This window comes from Streptomyces sp. NPDC005808, from assembly GCF_042871385.1.
In the GTDB taxonomy this organism is placed as follows: domain Bacteria; phylum Actinomycetota; class Actinomycetes; order Streptomycetales; family Streptomycetaceae; genus Streptomyces.
In genome coordinates this window covers 73,061-93,723 of sequence record NZ_JBIAIK010000023.1, presented here as the reverse complement: position 1 = coordinate 93,723, position 20,663 = coordinate 73,061, and the positions used below count along the sequence as shown (strand labels likewise).

At 66.1% G+C, this 20,663-nt stretch carries 17 protein-coding genes; 6 read left to right on the top strand and 11 right to left on the bottom strand.

What is annotated here, in order from left to right; genetic code table 11:
* Positions 1-53: 53 nt before the first annotated feature.
* The 4 genes from ACFYPC_RS34570 to ACFYPC_RS34555 form a co-directional block, all read right to left on the bottom strand.
* Entirely contained in the window at positions 54-1,457 is a 1,404-nt protein-coding gene (locus ACFYPC_RS34570) for a KamA family radical SAM protein (protein WP_391891145.1), read from the bottom strand.
* Between the two features lie 105 nt (positions 1,458-1,562).
* Positions 1,563-2,177: an SET domain-containing protein gene (locus ACFYPC_RS34565; protein ID WP_391891144.1), complete on the bottom strand. Its 615-nt coding sequence runs from the start codon at positions 2,175-2,177 to the stop codon at positions 1,563-1,565.
* A 4-nt stretch (positions 2,178-2,181) separates the two neighbouring features.
* Positions 2,182-3,468, bottom strand: coding sequence for a peptide ligase PGM1-related protein (locus ACFYPC_RS34560; RefSeq protein WP_391891142.1), 1,287 nt, complete (start codon positions 3,466-3,468; stop codon positions 2,182-2,184).
* Between the two features lie 11 nt (positions 3,469-3,479).
* Positions 3,480-4,208: a class I SAM-dependent methyltransferase gene (locus ACFYPC_RS34555; RefSeq protein ID WP_391891141.1), complete on the bottom strand. Its 729-nt coding sequence runs from the start codon at positions 4,206-4,208 to the stop codon at positions 3,480-3,482.
* 877 nt (positions 4,209-5,085) lie between these two features.
* Between ACFYPC_RS34555 and ACFYPC_RS34550 the strand changes: the two genes are divergently transcribed.
* From ACFYPC_RS34550 to ACFYPC_RS34535, 4 genes are all read left to right on the top strand, one after another.
* Positions 5,086-7,104: a primary-amine oxidase gene (locus tag ACFYPC_RS34550; protein ID WP_391891140.1), complete on the top strand. Its 2,019-nt coding sequence runs from the start codon at positions 5,086-5,088 to the stop codon at positions 7,102-7,104.
* Positions 7,105-7,114: 10 nt separating this feature from the next.
* On the top strand, positions 7,115-8,071 hold the full coding sequence (locus ACFYPC_RS34545; RefSeq protein WP_391891139.1) for an LLM class flavin-dependent oxidoreductase: 957 nt from the start codon (positions 7,115-7,117) through the stop codon (positions 8,069-8,071).
* 69 nt (positions 8,072-8,140) lie between these two features.
* Positions 8,141-9,286, top strand: coding sequence for a GNAT family N-acetyltransferase (locus ACFYPC_RS34540; protein WP_391891137.1), 1,146 nt, complete (start codon positions 8,141-8,143; stop codon positions 9,284-9,286).
* Positions 9,287-9,291: 5 nt separating this feature from the next.
* Positions 9,292-10,107, top strand: coding sequence for an alpha/beta fold hydrolase (locus tag ACFYPC_RS34535; protein WP_391891135.1), 816 nt, complete (start codon positions 9,292-9,294; stop codon positions 10,105-10,107).
* Here the strand turns inward: ACFYPC_RS34535 and ACFYPC_RS34530 are convergent.
* A complete protein-coding gene (locus tag ACFYPC_RS34530) occupies positions 10,045-11,337 on the bottom strand; it encodes an MFS transporter (protein WP_391891133.1) in 1,293 nt (430 codons plus the stop codon). The two genes, ACFYPC_RS34535 and ACFYPC_RS34530, sit on opposite strands and share 63 nt — an antisense overlap.
* 55 nt (positions 11,338-11,392) lie before the next feature.
* Here ACFYPC_RS34530 and ACFYPC_RS34525 point away from each other — a divergent pair, with 55 nt between their 5' ends.
* On the top strand, positions 11,393-12,001 hold the full coding sequence (locus tag ACFYPC_RS34525) for a CGNR zinc finger domain-containing protein (protein WP_391891131.1): 609 nt from the start codon (positions 11,393-11,395) through the stop codon (positions 11,999-12,001).
* Between the two features lie 124 nt (positions 12,002-12,125).
* Here ACFYPC_RS34525 and ACFYPC_RS34520 read toward each other — a convergent pair whose 3' ends face one another.
* The 6 genes from ACFYPC_RS34520 to ACFYPC_RS34495 form a co-directional block, all read right to left on the bottom strand.
* On the bottom strand, positions 12,126-14,627 hold the full coding sequence (locus ACFYPC_RS34520) for a Helicase associated domain protein (RefSeq protein ID WP_391891129.1): 2,502 nt from the start codon (positions 14,625-14,627) through the stop codon (positions 12,126-12,128).
* Between the two features lie 135 nt (positions 14,628-14,762).
* The gene (locus ACFYPC_RS34515; RefSeq protein WP_391891127.1) at positions 14,763-15,392 is read right to left on the bottom strand and encodes a hypothetical protein; all 630 of its coding nucleotides are present in this window, start codon (positions 15,390-15,392) and stop codon (positions 14,763-14,765) included.
* Complete coding sequence (locus ACFYPC_RS34510) at positions 15,389-16,390, bottom strand: hypothetical protein (protein ID WP_391891125.1); 1,002 nt, start codon at positions 16,388-16,390, stop codon at positions 15,389-15,391. Before ACFYPC_RS34510 ends, ACFYPC_RS34515 begins: the two co-directional genes overlap by 4 nt.
* Positions 16,371-17,504, bottom strand: coding sequence for a nucleoid-associated protein (locus ACFYPC_RS34505; protein WP_391891123.1), 1,134 nt, complete (start codon positions 17,502-17,504; stop codon positions 16,371-16,373). The genes ACFYPC_RS34510 and ACFYPC_RS34505 overlap by 20 nt, the downstream gene beginning before the upstream one ends.
* A gap of 979 nt (positions 17,505-18,483) precedes the next feature.
* Positions 18,484-19,047, bottom strand: a complete 564-nt coding sequence (locus ACFYPC_RS34500) for an HNH endonuclease family protein (protein WP_391891155.1) — start codon at positions 19,045-19,047, stop codon at positions 18,484-18,486.
* A gap of 229 nt (positions 19,048-19,276) precedes the next feature.
* The gene (locus ACFYPC_RS34495; RefSeq protein ID WP_391891121.1) at positions 19,277-19,918 is read right to left on the bottom strand and encodes a DUF6417 family protein; all 642 of its coding nucleotides are present in this window, start codon (positions 19,916-19,918) and stop codon (positions 19,277-19,279) included.
* Between the two features lie 158 nt (positions 19,919-20,076).
* Between ACFYPC_RS34495 and ACFYPC_RS34490 the strand changes: the two genes are divergently transcribed.
* Entirely contained in the window at positions 20,077-20,577 is a 501-nt protein-coding gene (locus ACFYPC_RS34490) for a hypothetical protein (protein WP_391891119.1), read from the top strand.
* Positions 20,578-20,663 lie beyond the last annotated feature (86 nt).

Below are 20,663 nucleotides of genomic sequence, written 5' to 3'. Positions count from 1 at the left end.
ACGCTCGGACACTTCCACGCGGTGAACGCGGCCCGAGCAGGGAGCTCCGCTGCTCACTGGGCTGCTGAGTAGCGAGGCTGCAGGGAGGAGGCGCCGGGAGCGTGCGACCTCCACCATTCCTGCCCGTCTGCCGGGAGCGTGTAGATGGGGTCGTAGTACTCGTGAAGCTGTGTCAGGTCATCCGGTTCCCCCTGGTCCAGGGTGGTGCGGTAGTTCTTGGACCAGTACGAGATGCCTCGCATCCGGTCGTAGTCAGAGAGCTGGTGTACCCAGCGCTTGCCGACCATGGGTACGTCGCAGACGATGCGTGGAGTCGCGAAACCGGGCAGGTAACCCATGATCGCGTGCTGGAGTTCCTGTGCCTCCGCCACGGAGGTCCGCCAGTGCTCACTGTTGGGGATCATGTCGCACATGTAGAAGTAGTAGGGAATGATCCCTGCGGAATCGAGCAGGGCGAAGCACAGGTCGAGCAGGGCTGTTGACGTGTCGTTCACCGTGCGTAGTAGCACCGCCTGGTTGCGCACGTCGCGCAGGCCGGCCTCCATCAGTAACCGGGAGGCACGGGACACGCTCGAGGTGATCTGCTGCGCCGCATTGGCGTGCGTGTGCAGCGCGATCTGCACCCCTCGCGAGCGCGCCGTGGTGGTCAGCCTCTCGATGCCGGCCAGCACCTGCCCGTCCATCCAGTGCTGTGGCAGTCCGACAAGGCCCTTGCTGGCCAGCCGGATGTCACGGACCGACCCGATGTCCAGCAGCGCCTCCACGAACGCTTCGACCCGGGGCCAGGGGACGTTGGTGAGGTCCCCGCCGGAGACAACGACGTCCCGGACGCTCGGGGTCTTACGCAGGTAGTCGATCATGGCCTGGAACCGTGCTTGCGGGGTGAGAGCGAAACGCGTCTTGGTGACCGACGGGGTCGAGGTGCCGACCAGGTCCATCCGGGTGCAGTGTCCGCAGTACTGCGGGCAGGTGGCCACTAGTTCGGCCAGTACCTTGGTCGGGTAGCGGTGTGTGAGGCCCTCCACCGCCCACATGTCCCGCTCGTGGAGGGAGTCCCTTTCGGCGTGGGGGTGGGAGGGGAAGTTGGTACGACGGTCGGAAAAGACAGGCAGCATGTACCGGCGGACGGGATCGGCGTAAAAGGCGTCGGTCAGGCTCCCGGGCCCGCGCGGCGGTGTGTCGGGGGCCATGGTGTTGATCATGTGCGGCGTGATGAGCAACGACATCGTGGCGCGTTCCCGCTGGTCGCGCTCGAGGTCGGCAAAGAAGGAGTCTCTCAGGAGGTCCCCGGTCACAGCACGTAGCTGGCGGACGTTCTTCACGCAGTGTGCACGCTGCCACTGAACGGAGTTCCACTCCTCCGAGGTGACATCACGCCATCCCGGTAACCGACGCGGGTCAGGTTCCCGGGCTTCGCGGTACTGGTAGGAGTAGGGCTGCTGCAGGCTCTCGGACATGCGTATCCCCTCGCTCGGCTCCACTTGGCATAGGGCTACAGCCGTGGCGGCCTGGGCCGCCACGGCCGGACACCGCCTACGGCGAGTCACACACCGGCCCGACCGTCATCGGGTGACAAAGGCGGGCGCACACACACTCGCGCCGGTGGAGACCTGCGCAAGATCGGTCTTTCCGCTGAGAATCCGGCGGTACGGCTCGCTCAGCTCCGTGAGGACGTCATGGAGGGGCTGGTCGACGGAGGGGGCGCTCAGCAGCGCCGCCTCGATCCGTTCGTGCCAGGCCCACTTGATGTCCGGGTCGCGCCCCTGCTCGGTGGTGACACTGCCCCGGCAGCGGGGACTGCGGCAGCGGCACTCCATGCTCCAGCCGCCGTCCTCGACGAAGGTGGCGTAGTCACAGGTGACCTCTTCGCCCGGGGCGATGTCGTGGACGGCCAGGCCGAAGTCGAGCCCGAGATCGAGGACGTTCGCCTCGCAGGAATGGTTCATCAGGTAGGCGCCGAGACACGGCAGCAGCAGGCTGCCGTCCGTCAGCAGATGGCCGTAGGTGTCGAGAGCCTGGAAGCGGGCGGCGGGTAGGGCCGCCACCTCCTCCTTGGACCACCGTGAGCACTTGGTGCACGGGAGCCAGATCACCGTCCCGGTGGGGATGGGCTCGGTCACGAACAGCCCGACGTTGTGTGTGGGACTCGCGCGCACGTCGATGCCCTTGGTCAGCATGGCGTCACACCAGCTTGAGAACGTCGGCGAGACGAGCTTCCAACTCGTCGACCCTGCTGTGACTCGTCCCGAGCACGAGGTAGCGCCACTTGCCGTCGAAGGCGAGCGTGTCGGAGGTCAGCACAATGCCCTCCTCGGCTCCCGGCGTGAAGTCCAAGGCCGCCTGCCGGATGCGCGCGAGCCCGGCGGCGAAATCAGGCTCCACTTCACCCACCCTGGAATCGGCAATCCATACAGCGCGCGCTGCCCGATCTTCCCCCAACAGCCGTCTGACTAGCAGGTCCAGGTAGGTGCACCCTGTCTTGCGGAGGTTGCTCTCCGTTGAGTAAAGGACGTCGTCGGCGGTGATGCCCCCGTCGATGTCGAACGGGCCCCAGTACCCGGCTTTGTGCAGGTGCCGGCCCAGGGCAAGGCCGCCTTCGACCAGTTCCTCCGTCGCGGAGGAACTCGCCACCAGGGGGGTCACCTGGCCGCTGAAGCTGCCGTTGGGCGTACGCATCTCGCCAACGTGCCTCACTTGCGGGCCGTCGTCCCCGACTTCCATCTCCACGGTCACCACGCGGGCGAAGTCGAGGCGCTCCTCGACGACCCAGCCCGGTGGCTGCTCGGCAACCGACGACAGGTACTCGGCCACCTTGGTATCGAGTTCCAGCAGGTCGGCGGCCTGCCAGAAGCTGACTCCGTATCCGTTGGACCCCCGGGCCAGTTTGACCACCGCCGCGCCGCGGTCCGCCAGAACCTTGCGTAACGCTGCGGTCAGTTCTTCCATGTTGGTGCAGCTGAAGCCGTGGGCGACTCTGATTCCCAGCTCACCGGCCAACTCCCGAAATCCAGGCTTGGTGTTGATCCGATACGCCGCGTCCACGGCCGTCTGCGGAGGACCATCGATGTCGTAGCCCTCCACAGGCACGCCGATCTCCGCGGCCGCCGCGAGGGCGGGCCGGTCCTGGGCAAACGCTTGGAAGCGTATGCCGGGACGTTTCTGCGCCTCGGCCCGCAACCTGTCGACCAAGCCGTTGCGGCGAACCGCCTCCGTCAGCGTCACCAGGTCGTCCGCGGGCGCCTCCACCACCGTCACGTCGGCCAGGGAGAACCCGAGCAACTCGCTGGCGTAGTCGCCCAGCGGCTCCGACATCGGCCTGGGGATCACTAGGACGTCGCCCGGCTGGGTCAGCCAGATTTTCCGCGGGGATACGGCAATCAGAGCGTCGGCGTGACGGTGCACCGGGACAGTGACCATCAGCTCGTTGATGAAGTTGCCGAAGACCATCAAGGGGTAGTCGCGCTGCATACTGCTCTCCTCTACTTTCCGGGCTTCACGCCGCCGTAGACGGCGTGTCCCGCCCTCATCCAGTAGGCGTCGACCTCGCCGAATCCCGCGTCGCGGAGCCAGCCCAGCTGGTCGAAGAGCGGGGAGGGCTTGTCCAGCTCGTCCGGGTATTCAAAACAGCTCCACTCCAGCGCGTGGAACTTCTCGTACGGCTCCGTGCCTCCGGTTGCGGCGATGCTCTGCTCTCGAACGGCCTCGTTCCACATGCGGCGCGCCAGCACCACGCCCCGCTCCCCCACCGGCTGGACCAGATCTGCAATGAGCAGGACTCCGCCCGGCCGCAGCATGGCAAACACGTCGCGGAAGAGCTCCTGCTTGCCGCCGGCGTCGAGGTGGTGGACAGCCAGCGAGGAGACCACTGCCGCAGGAGCCGCTACCCGCTGCCGCCAGCCTTTCTCCGCCAGGTCGAACCGCTCGGTGCGAAACCGGTCCTCGTATCCCGCCAGATCCTTCTCCGCGGCGCCCAGCATGGTTGAGCTGAGGTCCAGGCCCACCACGGTCGTCTGGGGAAAGGCCGCGAGCAACGCCTCGCTCAACCGTCCCTGGCCGCAGCACAGGTCCAGCATCTCGACCTGCCCCTGCGGCTCTGGAATGAGAGAGGTGATCACTTTCATCTGCGTCTGCCGGTCAGGGACGAAAAACTCCCCAAGCTCGACGAAATCGCTAGAGTCATCTTCTTGCCAGTCCTGCTGTACGGTCATGCCGCATTCCTTCCTTCAGAGTCGGAATAGCCGTGTTTCACAGAGGGCGAGACAGATCAAAAAAGCATGGCGATATCAATGCGCGATAAAGAAGACTATCGACGTGCACGCATCAGCGGCACAGTAATTCAAATCAGCACGCGAGTATACGGAAGCGCGACTCACATGAACCGGTATGCGGCATGCGCAAGCCATGCCGGAACCGCACCGAGATTACTGTTGAATGAATTTAAAGGGGTCAGAAAAATAAGGGCGTACCGATCTCGCGGGGCCCACGACGAATACACGGGTAGACAGGAAAACTGCATCGCGAGAGGCGCTGCCCATCGAGCGATGCGAGAAGTGTTCGAAGCCCATGCTCTTCAAATCCCTGTTCAGAACTATGATCATCTAGTCGATCATGCTCTGTTCGATTATTTCGAAGGTGAATCGGAGCGGATGCCTCCGGATATAGAACGGAGACACGGGGGCCAGCGAGGTGCCGTCGTAAGTGAGGGAGAGACATCGGGAAGATTACTCCTGACGCATGCCTGACGGGTCCATGTAACGCTATCTTGTCACAGGTTATACAGCGGTGGAATCATGTCAACCATGGCAGGCGAGAAAACAGCGGTCGCACGGCTGCACCCCGGGCGAAGGGAAGCTTGAAAACTCCTGGTCGATCCCTCATCATCCATAACCAGCCCTCCCCGAAACAAGACCGGCAAGGCCGCCCAGCCAACCTACTTTCAGCCACCACCTATTCACAGCTGGCTCACAGTAAGTGGGAAGTGGGATTTCCGCCTGTGTCCAAAAAGCACCTGTCCAACATTCCTGAGATGGGATACCGGAGCGAGTCGGGTCTTGCTCGGCACGCACGAACTTGGAGCAGTCATACGTGTTGACTGAATCGACGCCATCCCCGGTCGGGCCGCACGACCGTCAGGCCGCCCACCCACTGGATCCGGTCACGGCGGAGGAGATCACGGCCACCCGCGACGTCCTGGCCGATGCGGGCAAAGTCAGCGAGACCACCCGTTTCACGGTCATGCAGCTTCGGGAGCCGCCCAAGTCGGAGGTGCTCTCTCACCGTCCTGGCAACCCGGTGGAGCGCAGTATCGACGCGGTATTGCTCGACGCAGCCACTGGCTCGGTGCATGAGGCGGTCGTCTCGGTGACACGGCGAGAGCTGCTGTCGTGGCGGCCGGTCGACACCGCGCGTCATCCCTACGGGCAACCGCCCCTGGTGATGGAGGAGGGCCAGACAGTCACCGACGCGGTCAAGTCGGACCCGCGTTGGCAAGCTGCGATGGCAGCCCGCGGCATTCACGACACCGAGCTATGCGTGATTCTGTGCTTGCCGCCAGGCAACTTCGACCACGCCGGCGAGACGGGCCGCCGGGTACTGCGCGCTTTGACCTTCTGGCGTGAGCACGAACAGGACAGTCCGTGGGCGCACCCGGTCGAAGGGCTTGTCGCCAGCGTGGATCTCGTGGATCGGCGCGTCATCGAGCTGTACGACTACGGCAGCGCACCGCTGCCCCGGGAGCACGGCAACTTCCGCGAAGGTGACTGGGGGCCGCCGCGCACGACCGTCAGCCCCTTGGAGATCACCCAACCGGAAGGGCCCAGTTTCCAGGTCGACGGGCGCTGCGTGTCGTGGCAGAACTGGCACTTCCGGGTCGGTTTCGACCAGCGCGAAGGGCTGGTGCTCCAGCAGCTCACCTACCGCGACGGTGACCGCGACCGCCCCATCATCTACCGGGCCTCCATGGCCGAGCTGGTCGTCCCCTACGCCGATCCGCACCCCGCCCGGTACTGGGTGACCTACTTCGACGAAGGCGAGGACCTTCTGGGACGTGTCGCCACTCCGCTGACACTCGGCTGCGACTGCCTCGGGGTCATCCACTACTTCGACGCCGTGCTGCCAGACGACCACGGACGCCCCTACACCGCACCGAACGTCGTATGCATGCACGAAGAAGACTATGGCGTCCTCTGGAAGCACAACGACTACTTCACCGGAGTCAGCGAGACGCGGCGCTCACGGCGGCTCGTCCTTTCGATGTTCACCGCGATCGGCAACTACGACTACGGCTTCTTCTGGTATTTCTACCAAGACGGCACCATCCAGTTCGAAGCCAAGCTCACCGGCATCCTCTTCGCCAACGCGCAAAACGAAGGAACAGTCAACGCCCACGCCTCTCCCATAGCGCCGGGCGTCGTCGCCCCTTACCACCAGCACCTGTTCAACATGCGTTTAGACATGATGGTCGACGGTGTACACAACGCCGTCGAGGAAGTGGACGTCGTGCCCCTTCCCATGGGCGAGGGGAATCCCCATGGCAACGCCTTCACCACTGCCAGCACGGTCCTGCGACGGGAGTCCGAAGCGGCTCGTCTGGCCAAGGCATCCGTCTCGCGAGTCTGGAAGGTGACCAATCCCGACTCCCGGAACAGGCTCGGCCAGCCCGTCGCCTACAAGCTGGTGCCGAATCAAGCACCGCTGCTTCTCGCGCAGCCAGACTCCCCGCTGGCCCGGCGCGCCGCCTTTGCGACCAAGCACCTGTGGGTCACCCAGTACGACCCGACAGAGCGGTACGCCGCAGGCAACTACCCCAACCAGCATGCCGGCGGCTCCGGCCTGCCGGAATGGCAGACCAAAGACCGGCCGCTAGTCGGCGAAGACGTCGTGCTCTGGCACACATTCGGCACCACACACATACCGCGCCCCGAAGAATGGCCGGTCATGCCAGTGGAGTACACGGGATTCACCCTCAAACCCGTCGGGTTCTTCGACCGGAATCCAAGCCTTGACCTACCACGCTCACCACGTCCCGAGGAAGGTGGCGGATCTTGCCATGCCCCGGCTCACGGCCCGGTGACCCCTGGCGACGCCCACTGCGGGACCTGCTGAGGAGGAAGGCATGAAGTACGGCATCTATGTTCCCAACTGCTGGGAGTACGGCTCCGTGACCGCTCTCACCCGCCTTGCCCGAGACGCCGAGCAAGCAGGATGGGACGGCTTCTTCATCTGGGACCACCTCTTCGTCGCGGACGATATCTCGGTAGTGGACCCACAGATCGCACTGGCCTCGATTGCTGCGGCCACCGCAGCAGATGGTCTCCGTCACATCGGCGCGCTCGTCACACCTCTGGCACGCCGACGCCCGTGGAAGGTCGCCCGGGAGACAGCCGCCCTCCAGGAGCTGTCCCAGGGGCGACTTGTCGTCGGGGTAGGGCTCGGCAGGCCACCCGAGTACGACTTCTCCACCTGGGAACCATCCACGTCTGCCGAACGTGCCGCAGCACTCGACGACGGCCTGGAACTCCTGAAGCTCTTCTGGGAGGGCAAGCCGGTGCACTGGCGCCAGCCGCCCGACAACCAGCCGGCATCCCTCCGCACGATGGAAGTTGACGCTCCCGCATTCCTTCCTGCGCCCTCCCCCACGCCGCCCATCTGGGTCGCGGGCGCCATCCAGTACGACGATCCGGACGCAGAGCGGGCAGCCACAGGGGCATCGGCCGGAGGCGGCGGACGCAGATCGGCAGAACGAAGCGTGCGGCAGCCCCGCCGCCCCTTCCGGCGAGCAGCGAGCCACGACGGCCTGTTCCCGGTACGGATGCCCTGGGACAATGCCCGCCCGCTCAGCCCGCAGGACCTGTCCCGGGCCGTGCGACTCACCTTCCCGTCCCAGCCGCCTCCCCCCGGCTACGACATCGTCGTAACCGGGCGCACCAGGGGCGCCGACGCCCCTGTCCCGCTGGGCGCATTGGATGCGTACGAGGAAAGGGGCGCCACCTGGTGGCTGGAGGCGCTGCCTGACCTCGCCACGCTTGACGAGGCGCGAGCCATGGTCGCTGCGGGACCGCCCAGGCCATAGAACAGGCGCCCCCTCTATGCGCGAGCGCTGCACAGACCGAGTGAACCGGACAATGATGCGGGAGCAAGAGTGAGCGACGTCCAGCTTCTTTCCCTGGCCGAGGCGCAGCAGTCACAGGACTGGGCAGGACTGTGCGGCACGGCGGATCTCTTCGCCCATCCCACGTGGCTGGCGATCGAGCGCACTGGATCCGGTCCATGGGTCCCCTCCGGAAACAGCTGCCTGACGGTGACGAAGGGCGGACACATGGCTGCGGGGGTGACGCTGCAGCAATTCGACACGGCGGTCAACGATGTGATCGTGCGCCCCGACAAGATGATGCGGTCGCACCCTGCATGGAGCGATCTGGCCCAGGAAGAGCTCGAGGAAGCCCTGCTGCCATCCCTGATGTGCGGTGGCTGGTTCAACTCCCGGATCCTGGACACACCCGGCACGCCGCGCGAGGAGGCCCAGGCGGCCCGGCAAGCGCTGATCGCCGAGAGCATCGCTGTGGGGCGCCGCTGGGGCAGCGCCTCCGTCGTCTACCCCTACCTCGACGCCGCCAGAACGGAGCTACGCGCGGACCTTCGCGAAGCAGGTTTCGTGGAGATACCAGCACCAAACCGACATGTCTTCCACAGCGACTACCCCAGCTATGACGAGTACTTCGACCAAGTTCTGAAAAAGAAGACGAGGAACCAGATACGCCGGGAGCTCAAGCGGTTCGACCAGGCCGGCGTGAAGACCGAACACCAGCTCATGGACGACTCCAACGTTGAGAATCTGGCGCAGCTCGCGCACAACCTGGAACTCAAATACGGCCAGCAGTCCACCTTCGAGCAGATGGCGGGATGGTTCTCGGCCATAGCGGAGCACACTCGGACCTCAGTCTTCACGGCCGAGCTCGACGGTCGACTCTTCGCCATGAGCATGTGGGTGCACTACGCAGGCCGCATGTACGGATTCCACTGCGGCTTCGACTACGAGGTGGGTGACCGGCTCCACACATACTCCGTTGTCGTCTACCGCCTTCCCATCGCCTTCGCCTGCTCAGACCCAGACACACAGCACCTGGAGTACGGCGTAGGGGGTGACCACGCCAAGCTCACACGAGGCACGGAGGCGATCCCGCAGGTCCTGAGCGTCAAGCCGCTCACCGCCCGGGCGAAAGCCGTCATCGCACGTTTGCAGGACGTTCCCGATGGCCTCGCCGAGCCCGTGGGCATGTGGGTGTGAGGCCAATGCGTGGACACGTAGGCTTCTTCCCCGCGTCACAGCACGCGCTCCTCAGCCACGGCGACAGCGGTCCGGGCTCGGGCAGCGCTGTCACGGTCCTGCTGGTGCACGGATGGTCATGCTCGCGTCGCCAGTGGAAACACCAACTGCCGGCGCTGTCCCGGCATTACCGCACCATAGACCTCGACCTGCCCGGGCACGGGGACAGTCCCGCAGGCCTGCTGGCCGGGCCGCCGACGGTCGGGGCACTGGCTGACTCTGTCGTGGCCCTGATGAAGGCACGTGTCCCGGCCGGGCCCGTCGTGATCGTCGGGCATTCACTCGGTGCCGCAGTGGCCATCGAGGTCGCGTGCCGACAGCCCGAGCGTGTCGTGCACGTCATCTCCCTTGACGGACTCATCCACTTGGGGGTGTACGAGAGGCAGAATGAAGCCGCTGCGACCAGGCTTCTGGAACCGCTGGCCGGTGACTGCGAAGACTTCGGCGCCGCCGCACTGCGTATGCTGGACGGTTTCGTTCTCGCCCATGACCGCCTGACCCGCGACGAGTTGGCCACCTTGTGTTCCCCTCTCGACGCCAGTTTCGGTTTGGCCCTATACCGATCGATTCTCTACTGGGACATGCAGAAAGCCCTCGCCGCGACGGCGGTCCCGGTGACCGTCGTGTGTGCGGCCGGCACCTTGTCGCGGCAGGTGCGCCGAAGATACGGCACTCGGTTCAACGTCGTGCCTGTCGCAGGCGTCGGCCACTTCCTGCACTTAGAGGCTCCCGAGGTCGTCACCCCGCTTGTCCAGGGGCTGATCGACGCGCTTGCCCAATGAGACAGCCGCTCCCTCCTCCTTCGGTGGTGCGGTGACCTGCGGCAGTCGTGATCCCCGCCCTCGGCCGGCCGTCGTGAGGGCCACGAAGCTCATCGCAGCCAGGATCTCGAAACCGGCGGCCACGACAAGTGCGCCGGAGAGCGACCAGGTGGCGATCGGCCCGCCAATGCCCGCTCCCACGGCGTAACCAGTGATCTTCAAGCTCGCCCCCGTGGTGAAAATCTGGCCGCGCAGCCGCTCTGGCGCCTCGCGGTGACGCACCGCGAACAGTGCGGTCAATTGCGGCCCCGCACCCGCTCCGGCAAGCACCATTGCCAAGAAGAGCGGTACTGGTGAGACCGTGGCAGCCAGAAGGAGCGCGACGGCGAGCACCAGCGTGCTGCCGAGCACGGTCTCATCTGGGCGCAGCGCATTAGGGCGCTGTGCCAACAGGGCGTTCGCGGCAAGGGACGCGGCCGCGAGTGCAGCCAGAAGAAAGGTACCGGAGTTCGTCGTGCCCATCGCCTCCTCGCCCAGGAGGGGACTGCTCGTGACAAGCATGCCAACACCGATGTACGAGATCACGGATGTGACCGTGGCGCGGGCCAGGAATCTGGCACGCACGATGGCATTGAAGCCGGAGATCAAGTCGGCGGTAACCGAGGTCTGCGAGCCCTGACGTGACGCAGCGGGGTTCTTGGGCAGCGTCCACGCGACCGGCAGCGCGAGAACGATCAGTGCGACTGCCGCAACGACGCCAGCCGTGGCACCAGCCAGTATGGCGGCCACTCCCGCAAGGGCAGGGCCCGTCAAGCTCGCGAGGTTGTACGTCATCGCGTCGAGCGCATTAGCCCGCGGCAGCCTGTCGGACTCCACCAGCCGTGGAAGCTGCGAGGTCCATCCGCCAGCCAGCGCGGGACCGAGCAGCCCGCCGAATACGGCTGTCGCGATGACGACGGGCAGCGGAAGACGCCCCAAAATCAGAAGGATCACTACGAGCACCGCGGAATAGGCAGCCAGGGCTCCGGTCAGCAACCGCCCCGGCACTGCCGCCCTGTCGAGCATGGCTCCGAAGACAGGGCCACCGACCGCTGCCGAGATCATGATCCCTGACAGGAGCGCCGACCCCGCTGAGGCAGAGTCAGTGACTGCTATACCCACCAGGAGCAGAGCCGGACCTGACATCTCATCACCGGTACGCGCAGCTGCAGCCCCGGCGATGTAGAGCGGTAACTTGTAACGACTGATCATAGATTTCACGTTACACGGTAACGTCAAATCTTTCCATGAGCGTTACAATCTCAACGTGCTCACCAAGAACGCACCCCAGGACAAGCCCAAGGACGGCAGGGACACCAAGGGCGAGTGGTACACCCGCCACTCCGTCCTGCGGACCGCTCAGCGAGCCGCCGCACTCGTCAACCTCCTCACAGCCGGGAAGCCCACACCGGAGAATGTCGCAGCCGTGCTGCGCAAACACGGCGAGACCGACCCGCTGGAAGTGTCCAGCGAGGACGTGAAACAGATGCGCATCGTGGCGGATTCCCTGCGCGACGTATTCGCTTCCCCCGATGTCGACGCGGCAGCGACCCGTCTGAACCGGCTCCTTGCGGAGGGATCCGGTCCAGCCCGTCTCACCTCTCACAGGGGTCGCACTCCGTGGCACATCCATCTCGACAGCGATGACGACGCACCGTGGGCGGAGTGGCTCCTCGCCTCCTCCTGCATGGCCATGGCCGTCCTCATCTGGGACCGCCAGCGTCTCCCCGGCGGCGTATGCGCCTCGCCGAGCTGCACCAATGTCTACGTCACAGGCGGCAGCGGAGCGCCCCGCCGCTACTGTTCAGGCCGCTGCGCGACACGGGAGCGCGTGGCAAGCCACCGCCGCACCCGCCCCTCCCCGAATAAGAGTTGAAGTCGTCGACAGTCAGGCCGTGGGCTCACGCCACACCACCACCGCGCGTGTCCACCGTTGAAGACTTGCGGGTCGGCGAGTGTCATCGAAGTTCCCAGGCCTTCAAGCCTTTGGTACTGACCGGCTAGGGGAAGTCTGCGGTCGGTGTGGATTCGCCGGTCCAGTCACCGTCGAACAGGGACGCAACCAGGGCTGCTTGTTGTGGAGGGAGCTGGCCGGCGCGGTGCTTGGTGCGGGTCTTGGCGAGCCACGGCCCGATCTTGACGTGCTCGCCATCGACGGTGATCTCCTCGCGGGCGGTGGGGGCACGGCGCTCGCGGTGCAGGAAGAGCTCGAGGATCTGAACGGTCTGGGCAAAGGAGCGGCGGGGGCGGCGGGCTGAGGTGAGGGGATGGGTGTCGGGGGTCAGACCGATCCTGGCGAGAAGATCCTGCTGGCCAGGCGTAAGGGTGCGCCAGCGGGTGAGCTGGCGGTTGAGCCAGCTGCCGATTTTGACACTATTGAGGACGGTGTCGGGGTGAACGGTATTGGGGTCGTTCCCGGCGGCCAGATGGGCGCGCAGTAGATGGTATTTGCGGTGCCAGTCCGCTCCGTGCGGCAGTTGCCAGTCCGGGTCGATGGCCTCGAGGTCGGCCAGGCGGGCTGCGTTGAGCTGGTTGCGGGCGGCCAGAGAGCGCTGCTCGGCGAGCCAGGCGCCGGTGGGGGCGGTGGCAGTGATGGCGAGGTGGCCGTGGGCTTGGTGGTAGTCGGTGGCAGCGGTGAGCTGGGCGCGCCAGGCTGCGTCGTGTTTGTCCCAGATCATGCCCAGGGCGTCGAGTTCGGCGGTCCAGTCGGCTTCCAGACGTCCGGCGGTACGGGCGTCGCGCATGGTGGTGATGAAGGTGCCCAGGGCGTAGCCGTAGGGGTCGGTGTAGTCGGTGGGGACGTTGAGGTGCTGGTGTTCGTCGTGGAAGGCCTGGGCTGCGGCGAGGCCTGCGCGGCGGGATCGTGAGGCGGCTGCTTCGTGTGGGTTGAAGGAGGTGAGGTCGAGGGCGCGGGCGATGCGTTCGGGGTGGGCGGCGAAGTCGAAGTGCCAGCGGTTTTGGATGAGTTGGCTGATCTCTTTTGGGAGGCGGTTGGCTTTGGCAGGGAGGCGTTCGAGGATGCGGTGGTCGTGGCTGGCCAGGGCAGTGCTGATGGCCCAGACGGGTTCGTAGGCGGTGCCGAGGATGTCGGTGGGGTCGGTGCCTGGCGGGATGTAGACGGGGATGACGAGGCTGGCGATTTTGCCGCTGACGGATAGGCGGAGGCTGCGTCCGAGGGCCTGGACGCAGCGGATGACGCTGCGGGTGGGGTCGGCGAAGACGATGGCGTCGACGCTGGGGATGTCGACGCCTTCTGCGATGACTTTCGCGTTGGTCAGGATGGCGCGGTCGGCGGCGGCGAACTGGGCGAAGGTTTCGGCGCGTTGGTCGGCTGGCATCTCGCCGTGGACGTAGAAGAGTTGGGGGTCGATGTCGGGGCACAGGTCGGGGGCGCTGTGGCGGAGGCTGCGCAGGGTGTGGGGCAGTTCGCGGGCGAAGCGTTTGGCGTCCTCGACCAGGTTGAAGTAGACGAGGACACGGCGCTGTTGGTGCTCGGCCATCGCTTTGAGGACGGACAGGTGCAGGGCGATGGTGCGGAGTGCTTCGTCGGTGTCAGGTGAGTTCTCGTTGCCGGTGGTGCTGCCGGGGGCGGGCAGATTAAGGCGTGTGCGCAGGTCGTCGTCGGTGAGGGTGGGGACGATGATGCGGTAGTCCGCGACCCGGCCGTCTTCGATGGCACGCGCGAGGGGGTATTCGAAGATCTTTCTGCCGTAGACCGCCGTGTTGTCCATGGAGTTGGCGCGGGCGTCGGTCTCCTCCCCCGCAGTGGCGCGTCGTCGGCCGCGGGGGCGGGTGAGGTTGGCTGACTCGGCCAGGTCGGGGCCAGCGAAGATCCTGGGGGTGGCGGTCATGTAGAGGCGGCGGTCGGCGCGGATGCGTGTGGCGTCGTGGACTGCGGCCCATTTTTTGTCTGCCCGGCCCGCGATGCGGTGGGCTTCGTCCATGACCGCCAGGTCGAAGGGCGGGACCTGGTGTGCGGTGTGCTGAGTGTTCTCGATCTTGTCGAGGGAGTCGTAGGTGCACACCACCGCCAGACCGGACAGGGCGTCCGGGCCCGTGCCGACGGCGGCGAGCAGTGAGGCAAGGAGGCGGTAGTCGGTGACGGAGATGATGCGTGCTGCGGCCAGGGCGTTGTGGGCGGCCGCGTCCATGGAGGAGACGATGACGAGAGGGCCGCGGTGGCCGTCGCGGCGCAGGGCCAGGGCGGTCTGCGCCGCAAGGTCGAGTGTGGGGACGACGAACAGCAGTCGGCGCGCCATCTGACGGGCCGCTCGGCTGGCCACGAGGGTCTTGCCGGTGCCGGTCGCCGCCACGTACAGGCCGCGGGTGCCGGGCCGGTTGAGGTGCTTGAGGATCCTGCGGAGTGCCTCTTGCTGGTCTTCATACAGGGGTAGGGGTTTGTGCCGCCGCACGCGGGGTGAGCTCAGGTCCAACCCTAGGCTGTGCAGGTCCTGGGCGGTGAGCGGCTGCGGATCAGCCGCCGGGGGCAAGGACGGGTCCAAGGAAGTCTCCGGGCGGTGCGAGGCAGTCCGGTGGCGGGAGGCGTTATCCGATTCTGTCAGCCATTCACCGCCCTTCACCGCCGTCGCGTCCATCCCTCCCGTATGTCGTGGACGGCCCGGGGTGCCGAGCCGCAGTCAGGGGGTCTGAGGTGCGGGTGCCGGGGGCTGGGAGGGCACGGTCTGCGCAGTGGCGGGTGTGGTCTGCGCGGCCAGTTTGCAGTAGCCGGTGGCGGTGATGGTGTGCCACGACAGGTAGAAGCCGGCAGTGGTCAGAACTCCCAGGGCGGTTGCCGTGGCAAGAAGTAGGGGCCGGTGCTCGACGGGGTACCGCCACAGTGCCAGGTCGGTGGCCAGGGTGAGCAGGGCGCTGTCGAGGATCCAGCCTCGGCAGACCCTCAGGCGGGAGCGCGCGTAGTCGGCCCGGGCGGCCCAGGCGGGGATCTCTGCCAGTTTGAGCTGTGCCTGGGCGTAGGCGCTTGATGTGGGAAAGGACTGCATGCGCAGGCGCCGGCGTGCGGGGGCAAGGGCGGTGTCGGCGGCTCGGTCGATCAGGATGCCGAGAGCGTAGGCGAACGCGAGGGCTGCGCCGGCTGCGAGGGGGGTTGCGGCCACGGGAGCAAGCCGTCGGGTGTTGTCGGGGCCGGCGATGGCCGTGGCCAGGATGCCCAGGCCGGTGAGGAAACCGATGCCGACGACCAGGACTTCGACGAACATGGCGGTGGCGGCCACGACAGCGGAGGGTTCGGGCTGCGGCGGTCGGGTCACAGGTCTATCCCCCAGGCTTCTGCCATCTCGTAGAGCATGCTGTCGGCGAACGGTCCGTCTGCCCAGCGGTCTTGCAGGGTGTAGCTGTCATGGGCGAGACGTTCGAAGATGATCAGGCTCTCCGGCTGTGAGGCCAGTATGTATCGGCCGTCCTCGAGGAAGTGGGCGCTGGCCGGGCCGAACTGGGCGTAGGCGCGCTCCAGTTGGTCCCGCCGCTGTTCGGCGAACTCGAACAGCCGGTAGTTGTAGTCGGCTACTTCTTCGGTGATGGTTTGTTGGAGCACTTCGATGACTTCGTGGGAGAGTTCCCTGTCGAAGGGGTGCTGGGCGAATGTGCGGAAGATGCGTTCCGTTCCGGCAAGGAGCCGGTTGCCGCGGGTGAAGTCGGGGTGCTGCTCCAACGCTTCCCTCACCCGACCGATCTCAGCGTCGTACAGCTCTACCAGGGCGAATGCACGGTACAGCGCACGACTGACATCGGAGGGGACCTGCAGATTGCCAGGGGGTTTGTAGGCGAGGCGGTGGAAGTCGTCGGCCCAGACGTCGACGGCGGGGGTGCGGATCTGGATCTCGCACTCGTACGGGTCGCCGTCCGGATCTGTGTAGTCGCCTACGACCGGGACTTGGACGTGGAGCCTGGGATACTCGAAGCGGTCTTCGCGTCCCGGCAGCATGGTGCGGTAGTCCTGGACGGTGTCGTCGCCGACGTCGAAGGCGTCTTTGACGAGTTGAAGAGCAGGGTCGAACAGGCGCGGATGGCGGACTGTGATCCGTATCCCCGCCTTGTCGGTGACGTCCTTCCAAGGATCGGTGTAGCCCCTGCGGTTGATCTTGGCGACGTACCGTCCCACGTCTTTGGAGCGGGGGGATATTTCGCAGTCGAGGCGGGCAACGGCAGCGCGTCGGCGGATGTGGTCGGCGGTGCGCTGGGCCGCCTCGTGGATGCGGGGCTTTTCCGCGACGTAGCGGTGGAAGGCCTCATTGACCGTCAGTGGCACGGCTGTCTTCCACGGGGCTGGTTGCAGATGTCTGTGCGGGGGTTGCCTTGCTGCGGCCGCCGGGCGGTGCGAAGCCTCGGGCGTCGGTGACTTCGCCCTTCACGACGGCCATAGTGCGGCCGTCCTCCAGGGCCTCGAAGGTCACGGTCTCGTCGACGGCGTCCAGCGGGGCGACGAGGAAGGCGCCGTTGGCGAATTCGACCCGCATCTTCTGCAGGCGCGCGTCGATGAGTTCCGTGTCCTTGGCGAAGGTACGGTCGGGGATGCCGTTGTCGGCAAGGTGCGTGATGAACTCCATCCGGTGGTCGCCTTTGAGGTGCAGTCCGGCGAACTCACGGGGATTGAGGGTCTCTGGGGTGCTCTGGAGTTCAGCAAGGATGGCCATGGTGTATTCGATGCGGGTGTGGGCATCCGCCGGCTCACTCAGGCGGGTGTTGACCCACTTGAGAGCGACGTCGTGGAATCTGCCGGTTACCTCGGCAGGGTCTTCTGTGAACGTGCAGCCCAGGAAGTCGTGCAGGAAGAACCCGGCCATGCGCCGGTTGGAGCGCTGCCGGTCGGCGGCCCACCCCTGCAGCAGGTCTCCCTCGGCACCATCGGCCGTGAAGAGCGCAAGCTTGAAGACGTTGGCCTTCTCCGTGAACAGGAGGTCGGCGTAGAACTGGACGTCGAAGGTCCGCTTGCCTTCTCCGCCAATGCGTCGGGCCTGCATGCCGGTCTCCTGCTCCAACTTCACCAGCAGCAGGGCGCGTTGCTTGGCCAGACGGACCAAGGAGACCACCAGCAGCCCGCGGGAGTTGGCGGCCGTCTGGCAGTCCTGAAGGTGCCGGGCCAGGTGGCCGGAGACGTCGACGAGATCTTGCTCTTCAGCCATGAAGTCTCGTACCCAGTCCGGGAGGGGGGACTTGGGTTCGGGGTCCTCCGTCACCGAGCAGGCATGAGCGTTCAAGATCTTGATCAGCCGCTTTTCCAGCGCGCTCTGGACCTTGTCCGACAGTGGGCTGGCCTCGTCGCTGAGCTCGACCGTGTAATCTCTGGGGTCGTTCTTCGCACGAGCGGGCACCGAATGCACGATGGTCTGCTCGATGACGAGTTCACCAAAATCCGTACGCATCTCTACCTCAGTGTGTGACGGGCGCCCCCGGTCGACGGCGCCGAGAGAACGCAAACGCGGTACCGGGCGGGGCCGCTGTGGAGACAGGTGGGCATCTGGGACTCCAGGAGCGCCTGGTGCGGCAGGCTGCTCCTGAGCGTGACGTTCACCGTCTGTCATGAGCGAGCGTAGGGGAAGATAACCGTATGTGTCTCACAAGTCGTATTCGTGTGACCTATTTTGCATGCGAGTCGCTTGAGCAGAGGCCTCCGCCCCGCAGACAGAAAGCGCCGGGGCAGGTTGCAACGTCGCACGGAGGATGGCCCTATCCGTGAAAAGCCGAGCGGATTACCCCAACATGCCCCATCCCGTGCGTCCTTGAGTGGGGCGAATCTCGGCTCAACATCGGCCACGAGTGCCTGCTACGCCTCATGGCACGAACCTCGCACCCGGGTCCACCCGCTGACCACCTGTCAGGAGGCCAGCGCGGTCAGAGTAACGTTCCGTGCATGACGGGGAGAGGTGTTTGCCAGGCAGGTATGCCAGATGCCTTCAGGATGGCTGAAAACAGGTCAACCTTGCGTTAAATCCGCCCGTCGTCCGGCCCTGGCGCATGCAGCATGCAGCATGCACGACTACCCCAACACGGCAGAGCGCCCCTCTCCGCCTGCCCTTCCACGGCGCCGTGACCGCCACTCCTGGGACCCTCAGCTCAGCCTCACCATGCAAGAACACGACACGGCCATCCTCAAGGAATCCCAACTGCCCCTCCTGATGGCCGGCTTGCAGGAGGGGCGCCCAGGAACGGCTGACGCTGGCCAGAAGATGCCCCGCACAGGCAGGCGCTGCCGACTCTGCTCAGAGCCGGCCCGCTCAGCGCGCCACCGGGTCCGCCTGCTGGGACGAGGGGGAGTTCCCGGCCCGCCACTGCGCACCAAAAAGCCAGAACCCGGCTGAGCTCCTGGGTGCACCGCGGGCTACGAGGTGATCACTGTGGTGGCTATCGCGCGAGGGTGACTTCCACCGGGACGTTCGGGCAGCGGTTCAGGGTCTCGGAGAGCGCGGCTTCCTCGCTGGGATCGATGGCAAGCCCCCACCTGGTCTTATCCGCTACCCAGTCCGTGGCGTACTGGCAGCGGTAGCCCTCGGCCGGCGGCAGCCAGGTGGCGGGGTCCTGGTCGGCCTTGGAACGGTTGCTCGCCGCAGACACCCCGATCAGCGCGCGGGCATCGCCCAAGTCGTTGGCGTAGTCCTCACGTTCCTTCCCCGTCCAGCCAGAAGCCCCGCTGTCCCAGGCTTCGGCGAGCGGAACCAGGTGGTCGATGTCGAGAGCACGGGCGTCGGTGAAGTACCTGTCGTCGTAGGACGAATACCACTCTCCCCCAGTGAGCGCACATCTCGAGCCCTGCTCCGGCGCGGTGACCGCTTCTTCGAGGAGCGCCTCCTGCCGCGTGTTGCACGCGTCGCGATCGGCGTCGATCCAGTGGCGGAACTTGCTGCGCTCGTAACCAGCCCGGCTTTCGTCCTGGATGGTCAGCGCCTGGAGCGCGTCGCGTACGGGCATCGCCACGGTGTCGCCGGGCGAGGCTGCGGCATGAGCGGTGGCGAAGGGGGTGAACAGTGAGCCGAGTGCGGCGAGGGTGATGGCGACGGTGTGAGCGGTGCGGGTGAGGCGCAAGGCGCGGGTCCCTTCGAAGATCACGGACAGTTCGTGATCTTCGTACCGGGCGTGGAGTACGGCTCGCCCGGCGCTCTGCTGGGGGTTCACTCGCAGGGGCGGAAAGTCACACCACTCACGCGGGCGCTGCTGCGGGCCGGACCGTGTCCTCAAGTCGGGGGTGGTGGATGACGCCGTACTCGCGGCCGAAGCGGTTGGCCTCCGCGGCGGATCCGGTCATCCGGTGCAGCCACAGCCCGTACGCCACCGACTCGATCTGCTCCGGCGTCACGTACAACTGCCACCGTTTGATCCCGTGGTCGCACCGGGCTATGCGCACCTGCTCGGCCAGCCCGTCGGCGGGCAGCACCCGCAGCCGGCCGGCGAGGTGGACGAACAGGCGCAGCGCCGTCATCTGCGACGGGATGAGTTCGACCAGCTTCCGGTCCGGGTCCGTCTCGCCGGGCGATGGTGCGGGCTGGGGACGGGACTGGGCGTAGGTGAGAGTGTCGTGGCCATACGGGGTCAGCCGGGCCGCCCACCGCACGGTGCGGCCCTCCCATGCCGACAGCTCCGCGCGGTCCTCCCGGCCAGCCAGCTCCACCAGGCCCTGGTTCTCCAGGGTGTTGACGTTCTGCTGCTGCGGCGGGAGGAATTCCGCATCCAGCACCCAGCCGTGCTCGGACGCCTGCTCACGTTCACGCAGCGCCTCCAGGACCGACAGCGCCTTCTCCCCGTTCCTCATCCACTCCCCCAGCGGTGTCCCCGTGGTCGGCACGCGTTCACCGACCGTAGAGGCTGATGCTGGTCCGTACATAGCCAACGGTCTCTTGCCCTCCCCGGTCTTGCGCAGTTCTGTGGCAGCGAGCCATCCGAACGGGTGGCTTCTGAAGACTCGTTCCAGAAGAGGGACTCTGCCTGCCTACCCTCACCGAGATGGAGGTCGAATATCTGCGCCAAGGCGTGCCTTTGGCGGACTACAAGCTGGCCAAGGCCGACCACTGCCGACAGCACGAGGCTGTGGAAGAGCATGAGTGGATTCAACGCCAGCTCGCCAAGGCCCCTCCCTGGTCGGAGGAGCACTGGGAGCGGATGCGCCAGCTCCTCGGGCCTGCGACTCCTCCGTGGGAACTGCAGCTATGGCGGCTGCGCTTGTACTGCGGACACGTCATCGAGGCACCCCGTTGCCGGAAGAGCCCACGGCCCGATGGAGGGGGCTGCGACAAAGCACGCTGCCCGGAGTGCGGTCTGGACCCCGCAGTGATCGTCGCCTTCAAGCCCCTGGAACCTCTCGCCGAACCCCCGGCACAGAGCCGCTCCCCAGAGCCCCGCCGCTCCACTCGGACGCCGCCCGCAGACCAGCGCAGCAGGGCCGAACTGGTAACTGAGAACAACGCACTGCGCGCGGAACTTGATGCCCTGTGGGACCGCACATAGACCGACTGCATGCGGGCTCGGTGGAGGGCTGTGGCGGTCTGGGCCGAGCGGCAAGCAGTCTGCCCGGAGTCCGGGGCGATTCGGCC

Excerpts from the sequence above, each read along its gene's own strand:
- ACFYPC_RS34570 (WP_391891145.1), bottom strand. The coding sequence starts at position 1,457 with ATGTCCGAGAGCCTGCAGCAGCCCTACTCCTACCAGTACCGCGAAGCC.
- ACFYPC_RS34565 (WP_391891144.1), bottom strand. The coding sequence starts at position 2,177 with ATGCTGACCAAGGGCATCGACGTGCGCGCGAGTCCCACACACAACGTC.
- ACFYPC_RS34560 (WP_391891142.1), bottom strand. The coding sequence starts at position 3,468 with ATGCAGCGCGACTACCCCTTGATGGTCTTCGGCAACTTCATCAACGAG.
- ACFYPC_RS34555 (WP_391891141.1), bottom strand. The coding sequence starts at position 4,208 with ATGACCGTACAGCAGGACTGGCAAGAAGATGACTCTAGCGATTTCGTC.
- ACFYPC_RS34545 (WP_391891139.1), top strand. The coding sequence starts at position 7,115 with ATGAAGTACGGCATCTATGTTCCCAACTGCTGGGAGTACGGCTCCGTG.
- ACFYPC_RS34535 (WP_391891135.1), top strand. The coding sequence starts at position 9,292 with ATGCGTGGACACGTAGGCTTCTTCCCCGCGTCACAGCACGCGCTCCTC.
- ACFYPC_RS34530 (WP_391891133.1), bottom strand. The coding sequence starts at position 11,337 with ATGATCAGTCGTTACAAGTTACCGCTCTACATCGCCGGGGCTGCAGCT.
- ACFYPC_RS34505 (WP_391891123.1), bottom strand. The coding sequence starts at position 17,504 with ATGCGTACGGATTTTGGTGAACTCGTCATCGAGCAGACCATCGTGCAT.
- ACFYPC_RS34500 (WP_391891155.1), bottom strand. The coding sequence starts at position 19,047 with ATGCCCGTACGCGACGCGCTCCAGGCGCTGACCATCCAGGACGAAAGC.
- ACFYPC_RS34490 (WP_391891119.1), top strand. The coding sequence starts at position 20,077 with ATGGAGGTCGAATATCTGCGCCAAGGCGTGCCTTTGGCGGACTACAAG.